The 20,516-nt window shown below is 58.8% G+C and carries 14 protein-coding genes and 2 pseudogenes; 12 read left to right on the top strand and 4 right to left on the bottom strand.

What is annotated here, in order from left to right; translation table 11 throughout:
* Nucleotides 1-313: 313 nt before the first annotated feature.
* Both O6760_RS02835 and O6760_RS02830 read right to left on the bottom strand, forming a co-directional pair.
* Nucleotides 314-1,120: pseudogene (locus tag O6760_RS02835) on the bottom strand (PP2C family protein-serine/threonine phosphatase); the annotation flags it as partial.
* A 141-nt stretch (nucleotides 1,121-1,261) separates the two neighbouring features.
* Nucleotides 1,262-1,780 (bottom strand): annotated as a pseudogene (locus O6760_RS02830) (Tll0287-like domain-containing protein); the annotation flags it as partial.
* 287 nt (nucleotides 1,781-2,067) lie between these two features.
* Here O6760_RS02830 and O6760_RS02825 point away from each other — a divergent pair.
* Both O6760_RS02825 and O6760_RS02820 read left to right on the top strand, forming a co-directional pair.
* Nucleotides 2,068-2,586 carry a glycine cleavage system protein R gene (locus tag O6760_RS02825; protein WP_269583974.1) on the top strand — a complete coding sequence of 173 codons (519 nt, stop codon included), beginning with the start codon at nucleotides 2,068-2,070 and terminating at the stop codon, nucleotides 2,584-2,586.
* Nucleotides 2,587-2,657: 71 nt separating this feature from the next.
* Complete coding sequence (locus O6760_RS02820) at nucleotides 2,658-2,972, top strand: DUF1905 domain-containing protein (protein WP_269583973.1); 315 nt, start codon at nucleotides 2,658-2,660, stop codon at nucleotides 2,970-2,972.
* 7 nt (nucleotides 2,973-2,979) lie between these two features.
* On the opposite strand, the gene O6760_RS02815 is transcribed toward O6760_RS02820, so the two are convergent.
* A complete protein-coding gene (locus tag O6760_RS02815) occupies nucleotides 2,980-4,272 on the bottom strand; it encodes an Hsp70 family protein (protein WP_269583972.1) in 1,293 nt (430 codons plus the stop codon).
* A gap of 251 nt (nucleotides 4,273-4,523) precedes the next feature.
* A complete protein-coding gene (locus tag O6760_RS02810) occupies nucleotides 4,524-7,202 on the bottom strand; it encodes a M10 family metallopeptidase (RefSeq protein WP_269583971.1) in 2,679 nt (892 codons plus the stop codon).
* A gap of 568 nt (nucleotides 7,203-7,770) precedes the next feature.
* On the opposite strand from O6760_RS02810, the gene O6760_RS02805 reads away from it, so the two are divergent.
* From O6760_RS02805 to O6760_RS02760, 10 genes are all read left to right on the top strand, one after another.
* Complete coding sequence (locus O6760_RS02805; protein ID WP_269583970.1) at nucleotides 7,771-12,084, top strand: hypothetical protein; 4,314 nt, start codon at nucleotides 7,771-7,773, stop codon at nucleotides 12,082-12,084.
* A gap of 194 nt (nucleotides 12,085-12,278) precedes the next feature.
* Nucleotides 12,279-13,334, top strand: coding sequence for a 4-hydroxy-2-oxovalerate aldolase (locus O6760_RS02800; RefSeq protein ID WP_269583969.1), 1,056 nt, complete (start codon nucleotides 12,279-12,281; stop codon nucleotides 13,332-13,334).
* Nucleotides 13,335-13,408: 74 nt separating this feature from the next.
* Nucleotides 13,409-14,794: a class I adenylate-forming enzyme family protein gene (locus tag O6760_RS02795; RefSeq protein ID WP_269583968.1), complete on the top strand. Its 1,386-nt coding sequence runs from the start codon at nucleotides 13,409-13,411 to the stop codon at nucleotides 14,792-14,794.
* Nucleotides 14,791-15,597, top strand: a complete 807-nt coding sequence (locus O6760_RS02790) for a VOC family protein (RefSeq protein ID WP_269583967.1) — start codon at nucleotides 14,791-14,793, stop codon at nucleotides 15,595-15,597. Before O6760_RS02795 ends, O6760_RS02790 begins: the two co-directional genes overlap by 4 nt.
* A gap of 11 nt (nucleotides 15,598-15,608) precedes the next feature.
* Nucleotides 15,609-16,274 (top strand): cyclase family protein, encoded by a 666-nt coding sequence (locus tag O6760_RS02785; protein ID WP_269583966.1) that lies wholly within the window; start codon nucleotides 15,609-15,611, stop codon nucleotides 16,272-16,274.
* 12 nt (nucleotides 16,275-16,286) lie between these two features.
* Nucleotides 16,287-16,562, top strand: coding sequence for a phosphopantetheine-binding protein (locus O6760_RS02780; RefSeq protein ID WP_269583965.1), 276 nt, complete (start codon nucleotides 16,287-16,289; stop codon nucleotides 16,560-16,562).
* Nucleotides 16,559-17,347 carry an AAC(3) family N-acetyltransferase gene (locus O6760_RS02775; RefSeq protein ID WP_269583964.1) on the top strand — a complete coding sequence of 263 codons (789 nt, stop codon included), beginning with the start codon at nucleotides 16,559-16,561 and terminating at the stop codon, nucleotides 17,345-17,347. The genes O6760_RS02780 and O6760_RS02775 overlap by 4 nt, the downstream gene beginning before the upstream one ends.
* Nucleotides 17,348-17,410: 63 nt before the next feature.
* Nucleotides 17,411-18,454, top strand: coding sequence for a UDP-N-acetylglucosamine 4,6-dehydratase (inverting) (gene pseB, locus O6760_RS02770; RefSeq protein WP_269583963.1), 1,044 nt, complete (start codon nucleotides 17,411-17,413; stop codon nucleotides 18,452-18,454).
* 44 nt (nucleotides 18,455-18,498) lie between these two features.
* Entirely contained in the window at nucleotides 18,499-19,716 is a 1,218-nt protein-coding gene (pseC, locus tag O6760_RS02765; protein ID WP_269583962.1) for a UDP-4-amino-4,6-dideoxy-N-acetyl-beta-L-altrosamine transaminase, read from the top strand.
* Nucleotides 19,713-20,504 carry a glycosyltransferase family protein gene (locus tag O6760_RS02760; protein WP_269583961.1) on the top strand — a complete coding sequence of 264 codons (792 nt, stop codon included), beginning with the start codon at nucleotides 19,713-19,715 and terminating at the stop codon, nucleotides 20,502-20,504. The genes pseC and O6760_RS02760 overlap by 4 nt, the downstream gene beginning before the upstream one ends.
* Nucleotides 20,505-20,516 lie beyond the last annotated feature (12 nt).

Below are 20,516 nucleotides of genomic sequence, written 5' to 3'. Positions count from 1 at the left end.
AGCTCCGACCTTGGTCCCCTGCTTGGGTCAACCGCATCCGGAATCGCTTTCAGTCCCTCCGAGGGACGCCGTCAGGTGGGCGCACCTTATGAGAGCGGTCTTGCCGGATCAAGCAGGAAAGCGACATCCTTTGGCACAATCGGACCACATGCCGGGCATGCGGATCTCGCGGGGAAGCAACTTCCTTTTTTGGATGCACCTACCCGCAAGCACCAGTGTCACCCGGGACAAGCGCAGCGCAGATCCGGGGTGACACGCATTTGATCGCTATTGCTGCGATGTCGGGCAGACGTCATCACTCACATCAGCTCCCTCATGTATGCCGGATCACCAGCAGCGTGATGTCGTCATGCACGGTCTGGGTGCCGATATGGGCTTTCACGTCGGCAAGAATGCCTTCCAGGACGCGTGTGGCGCTGGGGGCATTGTGGGCACGGGCGCTGTCGACGAGGCGGTCCAGGCCGAACAGTTCGCCGTCCGGGCTTTCGGCTTCGGTCACGCCATCGGTGTAGAGCACGATGATGTCGCCGGGGGTGAAAGCCAGTTCCCTGGTCTCGATGAACGGCGCGATGTCGTCGTCGAGGCCGATCGGGAAACCGAGATCGACCGTGTCGATGATCTCGCAGGCCCCGTCCGGCTTGAGCACGATCAGTTCCTCGTGCTGGCCCGACAGGGTCACCTTGTCCGGTTCGAAATCGAGGAAGGAAAGGGTCAGGTGCTTGTCGGTCCTGGTGCGTTTGATGTTGCGGCAGATGGCGCTGTTGAGCGCGACCAGGAACTGGCGCGGGTCGGAAGGGCCGCGCTCCTGCAGGGCAACGGCAACCGACTGAACCATCAGCATCAGGACGCCACTCTCCAGCCCGTGGCCGGTGACGTCGCCGATGCCGACCTTGACCCGGTCGTCCAGTTGCAGGACGTCGTAATAATCGCCGCCGACCTCGTCGGCCGGCTCCATGAAGGCGGCGATTTCCAGCTGGTGGATGCCGCCGAGCTCGTCCTTGGTGGGCAGCACCATCATCTGGATCTGCCGGGCGACCTCGATTTCCGCGCCGAGGCGCAGGTTCTCCGATTTCAGCTGTTCGTTCAGATGGGCGATTTCCGTGTTCGCCTGTCCGAGGTCGAGGTTCATGCCATGCAGCCGCGTGGCCTGGTGCCACTGCAGCGCCGTCACCGCCGCGCCAATGGCGCCGGCGGTTGCGAAATAGAGCAGCAGGTAGCGGAACGACCAGAGATTCTCGGCAATCGGCTGGCTGATGGTGATCGCCTGGATGCCGCGCACATCGCCGACCTTCCAGTCTGTCTTCGGGCTGTCTTCATGGGAGTTGTGACAGGACACGCAGGACTCGCCGAGCATCACGGGCGAGGCAATCTGGATCTTGCGGTTGAAAAGCGATCCGAGATAGCCGATCTCGATATCCTCCGGATCCCGGCTTTCCCGGAAATCGGCAAGCGCCTTCTTCTCGAACGGTGTCAGGTTATGGGATCCCCTGCCCGCGAATGGCAGGTCGGAGACAAAGCGGTATTTGAGATTGCGTGTGTTGCCGCCGATCACCTCGCCCAGTTCGATGGACAGCGTGGCCGGGATCGGGATGCCGCCCGGCGTGTCGTGGTATTCATGGGTCGCGGTGATGTCGCCTGGGGCTTCCTGGACCCGGGCGATGATATTCCGGGCATAATAGGTGCGGATCTTGCTGATCGTCTGATCGAGATCGATCGCCTGGGACTGAAGCGACGCATCCGAAATCGCGCGCAGGTCCAGCCAGACGGCCACCGGCAGCATGCCCAGGCCCAGGACGACCAGCGCCAGAAACACTGCCGGCCGCTCGATCAGCTTGAGCCAGAACCTGTCTACGCGGCGTTGTTCCATGTGCTGCATTTTCAACCTGGTGTTGCGGCTCGGCCGGGAGGATGCCTAGCGGCGGGGAATGGGAAGACCCTTGCGATGTCGGTATCATGACGGCTTGCCGACGTCTTCGCCACAGCGTGGCATCAGAATTTACAGTCTTGTTTTCAGCACGTTGTAATTGTCTAGTAAACCCTCTGTCGTCAAAGCTGGAGCGAGGCACCATGCAAACCCATCTCGTTTTTACGGTCATTGCCAAGGACCGCCCGGGACTTGTCGAGCGCATGGCCGAGATCATCGCCGGCACGGGGGGCAACTGGATCGAGAGTTCGATGGCCCGCCTTGGCGGCGAATTTGCCGGCATCGTGCGAATCGCGATCGACGGCATGCATTCCGACGAGCTCGTCTCGCAGCTTCGGGCTCTTTCCTCCGACGGCATCGACATCACCCTGCGTTCCGACCAGGAAGGCACGGATCTGCCGACGGGTGCGTCGGCCCATCTCGACGTGGTTTCCCAGGACCACCCGGGCATCCTGCGCGATATCACCCGTGTGCTCAGCGAAAAGGGCGTCAGCATCGAGCATCTGGAAACCGAAGTGGCCTCCGGTTCAATGCAGGGCGAGGCCCTGTTCAAGGCTTCCGCCGACCTGCGTCTGCCCGTGGACCTCGATCCGGCCGATTTGAGCGAGGCCCTTCAGGAGACGGCAGGAGACCTGATGGCCGACGTCAATCTGGTTGACTGACACGGTCCGGCCCGGTCAAGGGAATGCGGGCCGCCGGTGCGGCCCGAAACCTGTTTGATCGGAGGTCGTCCTTGCTGGACCAGATGGAGTTTGTAGGCGAACTGTGGCTGCACCGGGGGCAGGGTGGCTGGACCTTCATCACCCTGCCGGCGGACTGCGCCGACCAGATCCGTTTTTATGCAGGCGGTAAAAAGGGCCGGGCCTGGGGCATGATCAAGGTCAGCGTCCGGATCGGTGGCTCTTCCTGGGACACGACAATCTGGCCCGACAAGGCGTCGGGCTCGTACCTGCTGCCGGTCAAGGCTGCGGTGCGCAAAAAGGAAGGGATCGCGGCGGGAAACACAGCGCAGGTGTCGCTGAGACTGCGGGTGCCGCCGGGCTTTTGAAAACCTGTCAGGCGGCCAGGGCCCAGTCGCTTGCGTCCTTCCGGGCGCCGATAAGGGCCAGGCCGTTGGCAACGGAAGTCAACTCATTGCCGCCGGATATCTTTTCCCGGCCGAAGCGCTCGGCGAACATCGACCGGACGGCCGGAACGAAGGAGGTGCCGCCGGTCATGAACACCCGGTCGATATCGGCTTCCGTCTGGTTCGACTTTTCAAGCGTGGCGCTGAGCGCCTTGTCCATCTTTTGCAGGTCCTGGGCTATCCAGTGCTCGAAATCCGCGCGCTTGACGTCGGCCCGGAAGTCGGCACCGAGCGGCGCGAAGGTCAGCTCGGTCTCGTCTTCGGTGGACAGCCGGGCCTTGGTCTCCGACACGGACTTGTAGAGCGGGTAGCCCTGGTCCTCGTCGACAAGGTCGATGAACAGTTCGATCTTCTCCGGTTCCACGCAGAAGCGCAGCAGCTTCTTCATCTCCTTGAAATCGTCGGAGGTCTTGAAGATCGACAGCATGTGCCAGCGGGCGAAATTGGAAAACAGGTTGGGCGGCATCTCCAGCACCTTGCCCATGCTCTTGTAGCTCGACCCCTTGCCGAGTTTCGGCAGGATGACATTGTCGATGATGCGGTAGTCGAGCGTGTCGCCGGCAATGCCGATGCCGCCGCGTCCGAGCGGTGTCGCCGTCAGATGCCCGGCCTGTGTTTCAAAGCGCATCAGTGAATAGTCGGTGGTGCCGCCGCCGAGATCGGCAACCAGGATGGTGGTGTCCTTGTCCAGTGACTGGGCAAAGGAAAAGGCCGCGCCGACCGGTTCCATCACGAAGAGAATGTCCTCAAAGCCGACCTTGTAAAACGCCTTGCGATACCGCTCCATCGCCAGGTCCTCGTCCGGATTGTGTCCGGCAAATTCCACCGGTCGGCCGACGACGAGGCGGGTGGACGCCGGGTCGAAGGTGGTGCCGGCGCGCTCGAAGGCAAGCGACAGGAAGGTCGCCATCAGGTCCTCGAACTCGAAGCGCACGCCGAAGACGCCCGTACCCTGGAACACACGGCTCGCCGCGAAGGTCTTCAGAGACTGTATGAAACGCACGTCGCCAAGGCTCTCCAGGAACTGCCGGATCGCCCAGGGCCCGACTTCCGCATTGAGCGCTTTCGCCGCCCCCCGGTCCAGGAAACTCAGGACCGTCGGCAGCGAGGTGAAACTGTCGGCACCGTCGGCAAAGGTGACCGGCACCGTCGTCCCCTGTCCCTCCGCCATGACCGCGACCGTGTTGGAGGTGCCGAAATCGAGTCCGATGGTTTGTTTCATGGCGATAACCTCTCAAACGCAACAGGCCACGGGACAATTGGCGGCATGGGAAAGTCCGGGCAGGGCAATACAGTCAGAAACAGGAATGGTCGGGCTTAATATGCAGGCAAGAAGGCACATGCAAGTGCGAGAATGCGTTCTGCCTGGATTTCGATTGCAGAGAGGCGTCCAGCGACCAGGCGAATTGCAGATTCAAGGGGTTTGCTTGCCTGATCAGTGGACGTCCAACTGGGCGAACATGCTTTTTCAATTCAGACGAAATTGAAATCATCTGCCGTCAAGAGTGCAAAATTGAAATTCTCCAGCTCGATTGCACCGCCGGAATAGCTTATCAGGGCATTCCCGCCATTGTCGGAGATGGTCAGATCGCCGAAAGAAGCGGCGCCGGCGGAGATTTCAATCACGTCTATGGTGTCTTCGAAGTCTGTAATCGTGTCGAGATCACCTGTTTCGTTGAAGACAAACGTATCCGACCCGTCGCCACCGGTCAGAATGTCGTTGCCAAGGCCTCCGGCAAGAACGTTGGACCCGCTGTCACCAGTCAGCGTGTCCGCATAGGCGCTGCCTGTCAGGTTTTCCACATCGATCAGACGGTCGCCCTGCGCATCGCCTCCGCTCTCCACCGTCGAGTCGCTGATGTCGACATTGACCGCCGATCCGGAGGTACTGTAGTCGGCAGTGTCTGATCCGTCACCACCTTCCAATCGGTCCGAGGAACTGCCCCCTGACAGGATATCGTTGCCGTTTCCGCCGCGCAAAGTGTCGTTGCCGCCCAGGCCGGTGAGGGTGTCATTGCCGTCTCGCCCTTCCAGCACATTGCTGCTGTCGGAACCGATGAGCGTGTCATCGAAGGCTGACCCGAAGACGGCTTCTATGCTGATCAGCCGGTCTCCCTGCGCATCGCCGCCACTTTCAACTCGGCCGTCACCGAGGTCGACGGTGACTGCGGACGAGGAAGAGGAATAGTCGGCATAGTCGTAACCCGAGCCGCCGTCGAGCCGGTCGGACGACGCTCCTCCGACAAGGTAGTCATTGCCGCCCAGACCGCGCAACGTGTCGTTGCCAGCACCGCCTGAGAAGGTATTCGAGCCGGAATCGCCATAAAACATGTCGTTGAAGTCGGAGCCGTTGGCACCCTCGATGCTGACAAGCTTGTCGCCTTGCGCCCAGCCACCGTTTTCGACCTTGTTGTCGCTCAAGTGGATCGTGACGCTGCTTGTGGACTGGGCGTAGTCGGCAATATCATAGCCGTCGCCGCCTTCCAGTCTGTCGCTGCCGGCGCCGCCACGCAGGAAGTCGTCACCTGCACCGCCCCGCAGCGTGTCGTTGCCGTACCAGCCATAGAGCATGTCATTTCCGCCGGCCCCCTCAATCGTGTTGGACGCTGAAGACCCGGTAATGACGTCATCGTGGTGAGATCCGTAAACGCCCTCGATGCTTATCAGCTTGTCGCCTGCGGCGTCGCTGCCGGCCTCAACCCTGCTGCTGCTCAGATTGATAAAGACACTTCCGGCCGCGTTGAGATAGTCGGCAATGTCGAAGCCGGAACCACCATCCAAGCGGTCCGACGATGCGCCCCCCCTCAGGATGTCGTTTCCGCTGTTGCCAAGCAGCGTGTCGTTGCCGGCTTGGCCATAGAGCATGTCATTGCCGGACCGGCCGTCGAGCGTATTGGCGTTTGCGTCGCCGACAATGATGTCATTGTAGTTGGAGCCATCGACATGCTCGATGCTGGTCAGCGTGTCTCCTTGCGCATGCCCGCCGCTCTCGGAAATGCCGTCGCCGAGGTTCAACAGGATCCTGCCGTTGGACTGGCTGTAGTCGGCGGTATCATCGCCGCCACCGCCGTTCAGCGTGTCGGATCCCGATCCGCCGCGCAGCTGGTCGTTGCCACCGTTGCCGTAAAGGATGTCATTTCCGTTTCCCCCGGACAGCAGATTGGCGTAGCCATTGCCGGTCAGCGTGTCGTTGCCACTGCCGGATACCGCGTTCTCAATGACCGTCCCGCGGGAAATGATCAGGTTGCCCGTGTAACCGCGAACGCTGGAAATGCCTTCTGCGTTCAAGTCGATCGATTGATCGCCACCATAGGTGCTGTAGTTGAGCGTGTCCGTGCCGCCATCGTCGACAATCGTGTAGCTAATGTAGCTGTTCATCGAACTGATTTGCTGCATCACGTCGCCGGAGTTGGCTCCGTCGCCGTAAACCGTATTGCCGGTTCTCGTTGTGCTCGAAGTGCCGTAAAGGTTTCTGATGGCAATCACATCCGCGATTTGCGGAGATATCGCATAGACGTAGCTGGCATCGATATAGGTGTTTTCGTTTTGACTGAAATACGACATCACCGAGGCTTGCCAGGAATCGTTGGCATAGTGATTGTCGGTGCCGTAGGTCGCGGAACCGTTGTAGTTGCCGGCGTGTCCAAGCCCAAGAGCATGACCGATTTCGTGAATGTAGGTCTGGAATGAATAACTGTTCAGGCTTGTGCCGTAATAGCCGATCCAGTTGGTGCCCACATTGACGTAGCTGTAGGTTGTGTTTGACCCGTTGAGGTTGGACCAGCTGTAGGCACTGTTTGCATCCGAGTCGCCGAATTCGATCTGGGCGCCGCCGTTGGTATACGAGAAATTCAGTCCCGTTGCGTCCGACCAGAGCTCAAGCGCATAGCGAGCCAGCGTTTGGGCCGCAGAGGGAAGCGCAGAGATATTAACGGAAATCGTGCCGCCGGTTGAAACGTTGAAGGAGCGCGGGCCAGAGGAAAAGTATGACCAGAAGCCGTCAGTAAGCTGAAGCGCGATCTGGTCGTTGTTGTAGACGGGGGTCGATGCCGCCACAGCCGTGTTGTCAGTCGCATCCGCCTGACTGCAGGAAAAGCCCGCGACGACGGGCAGGTCCCTGGTACGGCCGGTCGCGTCGCAAAGTGTGCACATTAAGTCAACTCTCGAGTTTTGTTTTGTATTGGCACTCTCGATTATCGGGACTGCGACGCCAAAAATACCGCAGACCATGGTTCCTGAAAACACACTCACATCACAACATTCCGCTATTTTGCTAGTGTCTCGATATAGTGTTGTTTGGAAGTTAAATTCACGGGACAATTCCCGTCCGGCCGGATAACGTTGCGTCAATATGCGGCCGGGGCGCCAGGAACAGGCCGTCGGACGAATTGGTTTCGGGCTTGACCGCCGCATAAGCCACGTTGTCAACAGACAAAACCGTCAGATCGGTCGATCTTGTTTTAAATGGTCCCGACCCTGGGCATTTTGCGCAATGTTGCACGACGGTCCAAACGTCTCCAACATGGCTGGAGATTCGGTTTTTGGGCAGATTCTGCCTCCGTTTTTTTTGCCGCCGGCGATAGCATTTAACGCCTCGTTGGTGCTTGGGAACCTGAAAGGCAGCCGGATGGCTGCGCTGATCGCGGGCGGTTGACGGACTGATGCCCGCGCAGCGCGAGTGCCGGCGGCGTTTTCCGGCGTAGCCTTTGCCGGTTGCGACATGACAGCGCGTGAAGGCTGTCTCGGGGTTGATGAAAAGTCTTTGAAACAAGGTGTGGAGCCGCGTGTTATTCCCTTTGACGCCTCGCTGCGGTTGCCGCTTTGCTCTCGCCGCAAGGCTTGCAATTTCCATCAAAAGCTGGACAAGGGGGGGCGGCTTGCAGCCGGCGGAAATTTTGTGGTCGCTGTGAGATGGAGAGAACTGCAGAAAGTTTTTTCTCGGAGAGTCGAAGTGCAGTATTCAAAGGTTTTGGACAGTTTACAGAGGCTACGAAAACGGGAGCTTGATACGGCCTCTTTCGATCAACTGCCTCATCTGGGACGCAACGATCTCCTTTGCATCGCACTGCCGAACAACCTGGGGCGTTGCTTCAGTCAGCTCGCCGGCATTGGCGGCGTCGCGGAGTTCTGCGACAAGTGCGATTTTCTGACGTCGAAAACCCGCGCTCCCTATGAGAACGTTGGCAATGTCATTGTCAGCGAGACGGTTGCAGGCTCGCTCTGTGATGAACTCGAGGAGCTTAGGTCCCGGGGAGCCCTTGTTCATATCGCTTTCTGGTCGCCCCTGAACGACCACATCAGACATTTTGAGTACTGTTCTCCGGTTGATTTCTGGTCAGGGCAGGTTGCCCTCGTGCCACAGAATACTGATGTGCGCACATTCCTGAATTCCGGCCAATCAGCGAGAGCGAACCACGAAGGCGGCTCCGAGGGTGAGAGCCTCGCGGCAAGGGAAGAGGAGACATCCTCCAGGTTGAAAGAGCTTGTGAGGCGGCGTGTTTCACTGACCTCCGGCTTGGCGCGCTCTCATGCGGATTGTTACCGGGGGGTACTTTCCGAAATTCTGCCGCTGGACGAAAACACGGATCTCGTTGTCCTGAGCAGTTGTGGTCAGAAAGGTTCCACCAGGAAAAGACGCATCAAGATTGCCAACGAGCTGAATGCCAGGCACGGCGATCGGAAACTCGTCTTTCTCCTCTTCAGCAACTGGGAGGTAAAAAGCCGGCTGGGGAATTTCGGTTACGCAAAGGAGGCCAACCACCTTCTTATCAAAAACGTGCCGGCAAGTGCGCTGTTCGCCGACGTCGGAACCGTCTACAGCGACAATCCGCACATCTGTGCGGAAGCCATGCTGCACGGAAAACCTGTCGTGAATCTTTGTGAAGAGATCGGCTGTGTCTCGGACGACACAGACAGGCCGACTTGGAAAAACGCAGAAACAAATCTTTGCCAAGCTGCGTTTGCAACGCAGATGCTGAAACCGGAAACCCATATTTTCGATTGCGCCACCCAGGAATTTGTTGCCCTCGAATCCATGTTGTCGCGGCTGGAAGAACTCAACAGCTTCCAGCCTCTTGAGGATGTCCGCCAGTTTGTCGGCGAGCACGCGGTAGGGGCCTGGTCCGAGCGGGTCATTCTTCTTGGAAGGACCGGTTATCTCGACCAGGCCGTCGAATTGGCAACCCATTTGGTGCTCTATAATCCGGGGGTCAATATTGTTCCGGGCGCGGTGCACTCAAAGGCCGTTCTTCAATATTTGAACGAAGACTACGACGACCTTCTCCAAAGCCTGTCTTCCGTTGACGACAGGTCAGCGTTTGACCGGTACTTGCCATTGATTCTCTATTCTCATTTTCAGTTGGGCAAATTTTACGAAATACAGAAAATCGCCAATGCGCACGTCGAACAGAGGGTTCGTGACATAAGGGAAAACCCTTCGGTCAAGAATTTGAAAGGCCTCGAGCGGGTTCTGAACTGTCTTTACGAACTCGACCAACTGCTTTCGTCCTTTGGACGAGCCTGCTTGGATCACGGGAGCCGCGTTGCAATCGCTCAATGCCTGACTGCGATCTTCGGGAATTGGAGCAAGCTTTGGAGCGCAGAGCGTATCGCCGCCCGTTCGCTTTCGCGTTCGACCATCAAGCTGCTGCATCGCGAAGATTTCGATATCCCCGAGAGTCTTGTGACGCTCATGGTCCGGTGCAACAAGAATGCGATCATGTTTCACGTGTCGCTTCTCAATCTCCTGAACAACAATGAGATCATCACCGAAGCGCACATGTCCGGTCGGCAGCGGATCATGGTTGATCTCGCCGAGCACACCGCGAAGGAGTTCCAGCGTCAGGGGCTGGCCAGAAAGCTTGACCCGGTCTACTGGGCAAATCTGATGTCGTTCATCGCCGTGGGCTACGATTGCAAGGCCATACGGTCCGAACGCTTTTATGAGCTGGAAAAGCGACTTGAAAAGCATCTGACCGGAGGTCCGTCAAGGGTCGAAACCGCTTTCCTCTATTCAGGGGTTGCCAAATTGATGAGTGGATACATCAAGGCTCTCGAGCAGTTGTCGGTGTCGAATTCTCCCACGTCCGCACTGGCTTGCGACTTCCTTCAGGAAGTGGTCAAGATCGCCCAGAAGAGGTTCAAGTCGAACACGACCATTCAGCAGGACCTGATCCGGGTCTATGCCCGCCTGCGTCGTGGGGATGAAGTCGAGAAAAGGGTAGCCTCGGCCCAGACCGGGTTTCTTCCAAATGTGCATGTCACGCGCATGTTCAGCGATCATCTTTTTGCAGACGGGCGCATGTCGGAAGGCCTTGCGCAGCTCGAGAACGGCGAACTTCTGATCAGAACCAATTTTTTCAAACGCGCGGACAATCCGTCGTTTTTCAAGCAGATGAACGACCTGAGCCAGGATCACGCGAGAAAGAAATTCTACAAATCCTGCGCTGATCTGCTGTCGACCTGTCCGCAACCCCAAAACCCCAAGGGCGTCGTGTTCGTTCTGCCTTATGATGCGCAGAACACAATGGCGATGGGTGTTCCGGTCATGGGCGAACTGCGCAAGCGGGGGTATGCGACCATTTATCTTGGGACCGGCATATTGCCGAAGGACCCCACCGGTGTCGCCGAGATCGACAAGTACCACGGCATTGTCAGCTACGATTACACAACGCTTTTCAATGAGCCGTATTATGACCGGACGTTGAAGAACGAGTGGAAAATCGATTGGAAAAACAAGATCCTGGAATGTGACGGTGTGAACTATTTCCAGGGTGTTTTCGAATATCTTGCCAATCGTTACCGTCGCTTCGATATCGATATCGAAAAGGCCCCCATCTGGAAGTTCTTCTACACCCAACTCCTGAAATGCGACCGGGCGGTCACGATCTGCAAGGACATTCAGAGCAATCCGGCACTCAAGAATCTTCCGGTCCGCTTCATGGCCGTCTCCGCTCAAACGTCGCCTTCCTATATTTACAAGGAGTTCTGTGCGGAGGTCGGCTACCGGGACGACATGCACCTGGTCTTTCATATCAACGGATATGAGAACTACTTCTCCAATTTGGGGACGAAGGTCGCGTCCACCATGGCGGTCCGGGACATGACGGTGCGCCCGTTCATCCGTTCGCCCCTCATCGTGCGTCGGGACATGCTCGAGCTGCCCGCGGACAGCGAGGTCGAGAAAAAGCGACTGAACTCCGTGCTGACGGCGGATCGCGTTGGCGTGGTTGGTCAGACGCCCGTTGTTGCGGCCGTGGAACGGCGTATTCGTGAACACCGGTTGAATGGCGGCAAGGTCGTTGTGTGCTACGGCAAGGTTCTATGCGACCTGGGTGTGCCCTATGACGGCGGACCGGCGCACAGGGATATTCTGGACTGGGTCAACCACACCATCGAGTGTGCTCGCAAAAGCGAGGCGCTGGTCCTGATCAAGCCACATCCGCACGAGTTGCGCCCCGAAATTGCCCGCCATCTGACACAGACGCTGTTTGAAGGCATTACCGCCGATATTCCCGACAATGTCATTCTCCTGGGCCATGACTGGTTCAACAATTCCAGGCTCAAGGATATGATGGATGTCGCCATTCTCTGGAATGGCACGTCCTGCCTGGAAATGAGCGTCTGGGGATTGCCCGTCGTTATTTGTGCACATTTCGGTGTGATCGATTACCCGGTCAATCTTATCGCTCCGAAAAGCAGATCGGACTACGAGAGAATGATCCGCTGCCCGGAAACTCTGAGCCAGGATGCCGAAAGTGCCGGTCTGGCAATCGACTATCTCAAGAAGATGGGCGGCGAAACGGTGTTTTCACCCTATCGGTATTGTCCCCGTCCAGCCACCAACGATCCGGTCGGTCACTATTTCTGGAATGAAGAAGATATCGAAAGGTGGCAAGGCCCGGGCGATCCCTGGGTGCAGGAAATGGCGGATGAATATCTGCGAAGCTTCACACCGGGTGAGAAGGGTGTTGCGACGGAAGAGGACTACGAACGCTACCGTGCGTTCAAGCAGGGGCATGGAACCGCGGTGTAGAATGCGTTGCGCAACCGGCACATGAAGGGAGCTTCCCGGAGACGAACCCCGGAATACCTGCCGCCTATGCTTGCATCGGGTGGCAATTCCGCTTAGTTGAAACACACCCTCCGGATCACCTAACTCGTCTCGGCTTTCTGTGATTGCAAATGAAACCATGACGCGGAGGAAATGCTGGAGCGCAGGACACTGTTATGAAGCTTTTGGACACCACTCTCCGCGACGGATCATACGTTATCAATTTTCAGTTTTCCGCTGATGACACACGTCAGATCGCCGGTGAATTGGACAAGGCAAAGGTCGAGTTCATTGAGGTCGGGCACGGTGTCGGCCTGGGAGCGAGCCGCAAGGGCGAAGGCGTGGCGCGCGAAACCGACGAAACGTACATGAAAGCGGCGGCGGATGTCGTCACGAACGGGTCCTGGGGCATGTTCTGCATCCCTGGCATCGCCGAAATGTCCGATCTCGAGTCAGCCATTGATCACGACATGGGTTTTGTCCGTGTCGGTGTCTCGATCGACCGGGTTGCCGCTGCGGAGCCCTTCGTTGCCCGGGCGAAGGAAGCCGGTCTGTTTGTTGCCGTCAACTTCATGAAGAGTTACACGCGCCCGCCCGCCGAGTTCGCGCAGGCCTGCGCGACCGCGGGCGCATTCGGTGCGGATATCGCCTACCTGGTGGATTCCGCCGGCAACATGTTGCCGCAGACGATCGAGGACTACGTCAACGAGACCAAGAACGTCACGGACGTTGCCCTCGGGTTCCATGGCCACAACAATCTGGGGCTGGCCAATGCCAATGCATTGAAAGCGATGGAACTGGGCGTGGAGGTTATCGACTCCTCCCTGCAGGGCATGGGGCGCTGCACGGGGAACACGATCACGGAGCATTTCGTCGCGATCCTCGACAGATCGGGATACAAGCACAATTTCGACCTGTTCCGGCTCATGGACACTTCCGAGCTTCTTGTGCGGCCCTTCCTGACACAGGTCGGTCTGGATTCGGTTGATTTGGCCTGCGGTCTGGCCGGTTTCCATTCCAGCTACATGTCCGTCATCCGCGATGCTTGCATCACCCACAATGTTGATCCGCGGGCACTGATCATGGATCTGTGCGAAGAAACACGAGACGTCGCACCTGTGGACCTGGTCGACGAGCTTGCCCGGAAGATCTCCGCCAAAAACACCGAGAACAACTACCGTCACCGCTTCCCGCTCCGCCAGTATTTCGGTCATGAGCAGGACATTCTCTAACACGGTCTGCCAACAAGATGCTGCGTTCCTCACTATTTGCCAAGATCCAGGCTGCGGCGCACGAAGAGAGAGTCGTGTCTCTCGTCGACGGCAGGACCGTGACAGGGAGCCAGTTGCTGCGCGGGGCGGATCGGGTTGCCGACTTGCTGTACGGGCTGGGGGGCGGTCCGCAGAGCCGGGTTCTCGCCGTGCTGCCGAACGGGCTGGCACTGCTGGTGCTCTACCTCGCCTGCCTCCGGCACCGGATGATCATCTGCCCGGTCAGTCCCGACAGTCCAAGTCAGGACATCGAGTATATTCAGTCGGTCTTCCGGCCCGATGTCGTCGTCGATCCCGACGCATTGCAGGCAAGCCTCGAGGCGGCGCTTGACGACGGCTCCGCGGAAGACGTGCAGGCCCAGCCTTCCGGCGTCGACTATGACGACGACGATGTTTTTTCGGTGAACTTCACCTCCGGCACGACGGGCAGACCGAAAGGGGTTGCTCACTTTGCCGAACGCATGCTGGCCAATGCGCAAGCTTTCAACGTTCAGATGGGCTGCAACGAAACGCAGCGCATGATGCATGTCATGCCGATGTTCTACATGGCCGGCCTTCTCAACACCATTTTGTGCCCGCTCATGGCGGGAGGGGCCGTCATCGTGGCCCCGGCTCTGCTTCCGCGCACGGCGTTGTCGTTCTGGCGTCAATTCATCGACAACCGCGCAACGGCTTTCTGGCTGTCGCCAACCATGCTCCGCATGGTGATGAAGCTGGACCGGACGAAGGATTCGAAGGACTACGCGGCGCGGGCTCTTGAACATGCATTCGTCGGCACGGCTCCGATGGCTCCGGCCCTGGGGCAGGACTTCCTGGACCAGTATGGCGTCCGACCATTGCAGAGTTACGGGTTGTCCGAATTGCTGCTGGTGTCCTGCGACAATGACGACTCGGAAGGCTTTGGCAACGTTGGCCGGCTGCTGCCGGGCGTTCGTAGCAGCTGGTCGAGCGACCGGGAGCTGGAACTTGAAACGGCTTACCTGTTTGCCGGCTACATTGACCCGGAGACGGGTGAAATTGATCGGCTGGACCGCAAGATGTCTTTCAAGACGGGAGACCTGGCCGAAATCGATGACAAGGGCCGCTTGCGGATAACGGGAAGGAAGAAAGACCTGATTGTTGTCGGCGGGATCAACGTCAGCCCGGCGGCGATCGAAGAGCGCCTGCAGTCGGTCCCTGGCGTTGTCGAGGTGGCCGTCGTCGGAGAAGGCGACGACATTTACGGCGAGGTGCCCGTCGCGTTCGTGCAACTGGAGAAGTCTGCCGACGTGGCGCAGGCGATCGAGCGCTTGAGGGAGAGCGCCCAGAGCGACTTGGCGGCTGCTAGCCGGCCTGTCCGCTTTTATCCCGTCGATGCGATGCCGACGGGGCCCACCGGCAAGGTCCAGAAACGGCTCCTTGAGCGGCCGGCGGCATCATGATTGTTGGGGTCGACCATATCGCACTGGCCTGTGTTGACCTGGAAACGGGACAGCGTGCCCTCGACAGGCTCGGCTTGTCCGAACGGTTTGTGGATCGTGCGGTTGCCAACGCGCCTCAGAAACGGCCGCTGTTGTCGGACTATGGGCCCTTGCATGACATTGCCGTTTACGATCCGCAGAGCGGCGCGGCGATCGAACTGACCGCGCATAATGTCCTGCAGAAAGAGGCGCGGAACGGGTTCACGCCTGTTCTGGAGGTCACCGGGCCGGCAGCCGCGGAGCTTGCCGACCCTGACGGCGAAAGCAAATGCGTGACCGCAGCCTTCGGTGAAGGCTTTGTGCGTCACGCGCTGCAGGAACTCGACACCTACTGTTACCTGCGTGCCGGACACGAGGACAGTTGTTTGCGTGCCGGCGTGCTGGCGGTCGCGGATCTCGAGGCCAGCCTTGCCTTTTTCACCTCCGGGCTCGCCGGCAAGACCGACCGGCAGGGTGTCGAGAACGGCCGGCGCTGGGCGGTGGTCAAACTTCCGGCGCTCATGCCGAAATGGCGCCTTGAACTGCTGCTGGTGGCAGCAGAAGGCGCGGCGACCAATGAAAATTTCCTGGACAATGCCGGATGGCCGTGCCTGGCCTGCCTGACAACTTCGATCGAAGGAGACGCGGAGAAACTGCGTCAGGCCGCCGCGCGGCACGTGGGCGAGATTTTTCATTTGAGTGTCAATGGCAAGGCGTTGCGTATTCTGCTCGCCGCCGGGCCGAATGGTGAACTGATAGAGCTGATTGAAATTTCGAAGAAATAGGGCCTTAGCTAATGTCTGAAGTGGTGGATCTCACATTAACCTTGCGCGAAGGGATGACGACGTTCCCGGTGTACTGGCATCCCCTTGTGGAGATCAGCCAGCTGGGCCGTCTTCACTATGAAAAGCGTGAAACCAGAAAACTGGTTCTGGGAACGCACACCGGCACACACATGGACGCGCCGCGTCATTTCATCGTCGGCGGCAAGACCATCGACGAACTCGATCCAGAGCTGTTCGTCGGGGAGTGTGTCCTGCTGAACATGACGGATTTCGGACCGTTCACCGAAGTCAGCAAGGCGGAAATGGAAAAGCGTCTGGCCGGCAGGACGCCAAGGCGGCTGATGCTGCGGTTCGACTGGTCGGATCACATCAATTCAGAGGCGTATTATTCCGATCATCCCTACCTGTCGGAGGAATGCGCGCAGTTTCTGGTCGATGCCGGCGTCAAGGTGTTGGCAATGGACACGCCGATGCCGGACAATCCGAAAAACGGCCGCAATTCGGACAACGACTCGCCCAACCATTACATCCTGCTGGGCAAGGATGTGATCCTCGTGGAATATGTGACGAACCTGCGGGCTCTTGGAGATGTCGATACATTTGAACTCTTTGTTCTGCCCCTGAAAATCCATGAGGGAGATGGGGCTCCCGTTCGTTGTCTTGGCAGGATCGCATAACGGGAGCAGCAAATGGAAAACGAAGTACAGGAGCGCGCTGTGGAGCTTTCATGGCTGATCGGATGGTTCAAGGAGCAGAACCCGACGCTTGCTTCGCTGGCAGGCGAGGACATGGAGAAGGCCGACTTTTTCGCAGCCGAATACATTGATTCCTTCGGGGTCATCATGCTGATCGAGGCGGCTGAGCAGGAATTCGACATAAAGTTCGACGAGGACGATTTTCAGAACCGGTCCTTTTCACAGGTGTCCGGACTGGCCGAAATTATCCGGGACAAGCGGGTATCATGACGGGCTCCTACACGGCAGCGGATGTCGCCGACGCAGTGTCGAAATGCGGCGTCGGGCCAGGCGACGTTATCTTTGTTCACTCCAATGTCGGTTACTCGGGCAGGATGGAGGGGGTTCGCTCTCTCGATGAACTGTGCGCCGGCACCGTGGGCGCCCTGATCGACGTGATTGGACCAGAGGGAACCCTCGTTGTCCCGACCTTCAGTTATTCATTCGGCTCCGACAAGTCCGAGCGTCGATTCGATCCCGCCGCCACCCCTTCGGACTGTGGGGCTCTGTCCGAATACGTCCGCAAGATGCCGGACGCCTGCAGATCGGTCGAGCCGATGTTTTCGGTCGCTGCCGTCGGCGCGTTGAGCAAGCAGCTTACACAACACGTGTCGAAGACATGCTTCGGAGCCGACAGTTTCTGGGAGCGCTTCCTTGCTGCCGACGGTAAGGTTTGCAACATCAACTTTGATGCCGGATCGACGTTTATTCATTACGTTGAACGCACGTTAAACGTGCCGTACCGCCAGGACAGGGCGATGACGGGCGAGTTGTGGAACGGCGTCGAATGGCAGCCGTCCGAGATCGTGTTCTTCTGTCGTGACATGAATGACCCGGGTGCAACCGCAAGGTTCGAACAGTTTGACGATCTGGCACGCAAAGCCGGGATCGTGGCAACGAAACCCATTGGCCGCGGCAGCGTCGTCGTCGTTTCAGCCAGGGACACCCTGGAATTCATACAGCGACAAATCGCCGAGACACCGGATTTTTTGATTTCCCGCGGCGTGTCCACTTGACACGTCCTGGTTAATGCGGGATGGAAGCGCCGCCTGTGGCCGAGCAAAGAGAAGTAGTTTTACATGTATCGAATTTTTGACGCCGAACATTCCGCCAAGTTCGATGATGCCACGATTCTGGTCACCGGAGGCACAGGGTCCTTTGGCAAACAGTTCGTGAAAACGGTTCTGCGGCACCACAGTCCGCACAAGATTATTGTGTTTTCCCGTGACGAGCTGAAGCAGTTTGATTTCAACCAGGAGCTTCAGGCGCTTTTCCCACCGGAAAAACTCCGCGCCGTCCGATTTTTCATTGGCGACGTGCGGGACCAGGCCCGGCTCCAGTTCGCGATGCGCGAAGTGGACTATGTGGTGCATGCCGCGGCGCTCAAGCAGGTGCCGGCCGCCGAATACAATCCTCAGGAATGCGTGCGAACGAACATCCAGGGTGCGGAAAACGTCGTGTCCGCGGCGCTGGCCAATCGCGTGAAACATGTTGTCGCCCTGTCGACCGACAAGGCCGCGAACCCGATCAATCTCTACGGAGCCACCAAACTCGCCTCGGACAAGATTTTTGTCGCGGCCAACAATTTCAGTGGCAACATCGGAACGCGATTTGCGGTTGTGCGCTACGGCAATGTCGTCGGATCGCGCGGGTCGGTCGTTCCCTTCTTCCGCGGCCTTCTTGAGCGCGGCGTGACCGAGCTGCCGATCACCGATGAACGCATGACCCGCTTCTGGATCACGCTCGAACAGGGGGTTGCCTTCGTGATTTCCTCCTTTGCGATGATGCGCGGCGGCGAAATCTTTATTCCGAAAATCCCGAGCATGAAGATTACGGATCTTGCCGAGGTTCTGGCACCAGGCCTGCCCCACAAGGTCGTCGGCATCCGTCCGGGAGAAAAGTTGCACGAGATCATGATCTCGGAAGACGACTCCTATGTCACCGTGGAGTTTCCGGATCGCTATGCCATCGAGCCCGCGTTCAACGAGTTCAATCGCGAGAGCTACCTGGACCTGGCGCATGTCAAACGCGTCACCGACCGTTTCAGTTACACAAGTGACAACAATTCCGAATGGCTGGACGCGTCGGGCCTGGAAGATCTGCTCAGCAAAAGCAGCCTGTAAACCGATTGCTACCGCTCTTGGTTCTTGAGTGCGAGGCGTGATGAATGGCTGATTTCCTGCCTTATGGCCGTCAGACGATCGACGAAGACGACATTGCAGCCGTTTGCGATGTCCTGCGCAGCGATTATCTGACTTCAGGCCCGGCCGTGGCGGGGTTCGAGGCCGCCCTCTCGCAAGCCTTTGGCGACCCGCACGTTGTGGCATCGGCCAACGGCACGACCGCGTTGCATCTGTCGATGCTGGTGCTTGGCGTCGGGCCGGGCGATGTGTGTGTCGTACCCAGCGTTACCTTTTTGGCGACGGCAAACGCGGTGCGTTACGTCGGCGCGGATGTGATTTTCTCTGACGTCTGCCCTGAAAGCGGCGTGATGCGCCCGCAGGACCTGGAAGAAGCGCTGGCCCGGGCGGATGGCCGGAAAGTCAAGGCCATCCTGCCGGTGCATCTGGGCGGACATGTCGCCCCGATGGAAGAGCTTGCGTCGATCGCGGCACGTTTTCCGCAGGACGAACCGCCGGCGATCGTTGAGGATGCCTGTCATGCAATCGGCAGCAGGTATTCCACATCCGAAGGTGACTTCACGGTCGGCGATTGCCGTCACTCGACCATGGCGAACTTTTCGTTCCATCCGGTCAAGACCATCGCCTGCGGTGAAGGGGGCGCAACGTCGACGCGCGACAGCGCGCTGGCCGCGAAGCTGGCCGAACTCCGTTCGCATGGCATGGTCCGGGACGCTGAACGGTTCCAGAACAGGAACCTGGCCTTCGAGGGTGACGAGGCCAATCCCTGGTTCTACGAGATGCAGGAGATCGGCTACAATTTCCGCATTACCGACATGCAGGCTGCGCTCGGCATCAGCCAGCTCAGGAAGCTGCCGGAATTCGTTGCACGGCGCCGGGCGCTCGTCGCAGCCTATAACGGCCTCCTGCAGGAATGCGGCCCCCTCATTCAACCCAACGCGGCTCTGGCCAACAGCAGCCCCGCCCAGCATCTTTACGCTGCGCGCATCGACTTCGGTGCTGCGGGACGCACCAGGGCTCAGGTCATGGCCGCCCTGCGTAACGAAGGCATCGGCACACAGGTACACTACATCCCCGTGCACACGCAGCCGTATTACCGGGCATTGTATGGGGACCAGGTGTTGCCGGGTGCGGAAGGCTTCTATTCGAAGACCCTCTCCCTGCCGCTTTTCCCCGCAATGGAGACCGCGGATGTGGAGCGCGTTGTCCGGGCCTTGAAAAATGCCGTCGGCGTGAATTCATGAACGGCGCGGCCAAGACCCGGAATGTCGCGATCGTTCAGGCGCGCATGGGGTCCAGCCGTTTGCCCGGCAAGGTCATGAAGTCTCTGGGATCGAAGACGGTTCTGGCGCATTGCCTGGACCGGTGCAAGGCAATCCCGAACATCGATGAAGTGGTTTGCGCCACGGTCGACACGCCTGACTGCGATCCGATTGCGCTTGAGGCCGAGCGGCTCGGCTGCACCGTCTTCAGGGGAGACGAAACGGACGTCCTTGCGCGGTACAACGGTGCCGCCCGCGCCGCCGGAGCCGACATTGTGCTGCGCGTGACCTCCGATTGTCCGGTGATTGACCCCGACGTCTGCGGCGCGGTCTTGCAGGCCCTGTTGGTTCACGGGGCCGATTTTGCGACCAACAACGCGCCACCGAGTTTCCCCCACGGGATGGATGTGGAAGTGGTCCGGGCTCAGGTGCTGGAAAAAGCCCTTCAGAACGAGCCGACCGCGCACGACAGGGAACATGTCATGCCCGCCGTGCGCCGGGATCCCGGGTTGAAGAAACTGAATGTCCATCTGCCTGTGGACCTCGCGGCGGGCAGCCTGCGCTGGACGCTCGACACGCCGGACGACATGGCCTTTTTCGAGACGCTGGTGCGCTCCGTACCGAACTTGTCGAACTGCAGGTGGCAGGAACTCGTTGAACTCTGCAAACGCGTGCCGGAACTGAACCGGCACAACGCGCAAACCGGTGAAGACACACGCCAGCGTGTTTTTGATGGTTTCGAGCAGGTCGTCTATCAGGCTGTGAATTGAACCGAGAACGTA

The sequence above is a fragment of the Roseibium sp. Sym1 genome (genome assembly GCF_027359675.1).
Lineage (GTDB): Bacteria > Pseudomonadota > Alphaproteobacteria > Rhizobiales > Stappiaceae > Roseibium.
Note: the sequence above shows the minus strand (reverse complement) of the source record. Positions and strands in the feature narration are given on the sequence as shown.

Bases quoted from the DNA above. Each gene is read 5' to 3' on its own strand.
- O6760_RS02825 (WP_269583974.1), top strand. From the start codon at position 2,068: ATGCAAACCCATCTCGTTTTTACGGTCATTGCCAAGGACCGCCCGGGA.
- O6760_RS02815 (WP_269583972.1), bottom strand. From the start codon at position 4,272: ATGAAACAAACCATCGGACTCGATTTCGGCACCTCCAACACGGTCGCG.
- O6760_RS02810 (WP_269583971.1), bottom strand. From the start codon at position 7,202: ATGTGCACACTTTGCGACGCGACCGGCCGTACCAGGGACCTGCCCGTC.
- O6760_RS02805 (WP_269583970.1), top strand. From the start codon at position 7,771: ATGACAGCGCGTGAAGGCTGTCTCGGGGTTGATGAAAAGTCTTTGAAA.
- O6760_RS02800 (WP_269583969.1), top strand. From the start codon at position 12,279: ATGAAGCTTTTGGACACCACTCTCCGCGACGGATCATACGTTATCAAT.
- O6760_RS02790 (WP_269583967.1), top strand. From the start codon at position 14,791: ATGATTGTTGGGGTCGACCATATCGCACTGGCCTGTGTTGACCTGGAA.
- O6760_RS02785 (WP_269583966.1), top strand. From the start codon at position 15,609: ATGTCTGAAGTGGTGGATCTCACATTAACCTTGCGCGAAGGGATGACG.
- O6760_RS02780 (WP_269583965.1), top strand. From the start codon at position 16,287: ATGGAAAACGAAGTACAGGAGCGCGCTGTGGAGCTTTCATGGCTGATC.
- O6760_RS02775 (WP_269583964.1), top strand. From the start codon at position 16,559: ATGACGGGCTCCTACACGGCAGCGGATGTCGCCGACGCAGTGTCGAAA.
- pseB (WP_269583963.1), top strand. From the start codon at position 17,411: ATGTATCGAATTTTTGACGCCGAACATTCCGCCAAGTTCGATGATGCC.
- pseC (WP_269583962.1), top strand. From the start codon at position 18,499: ATGGCTGATTTCCTGCCTTATGGCCGTCAGACGATCGACGAAGACGAC.
- O6760_RS02760 (WP_269583961.1), top strand. From the start codon at position 19,713: ATGAACGGCGCGGCCAAGACCCGGAATGTCGCGATCGTTCAGGCGCGC.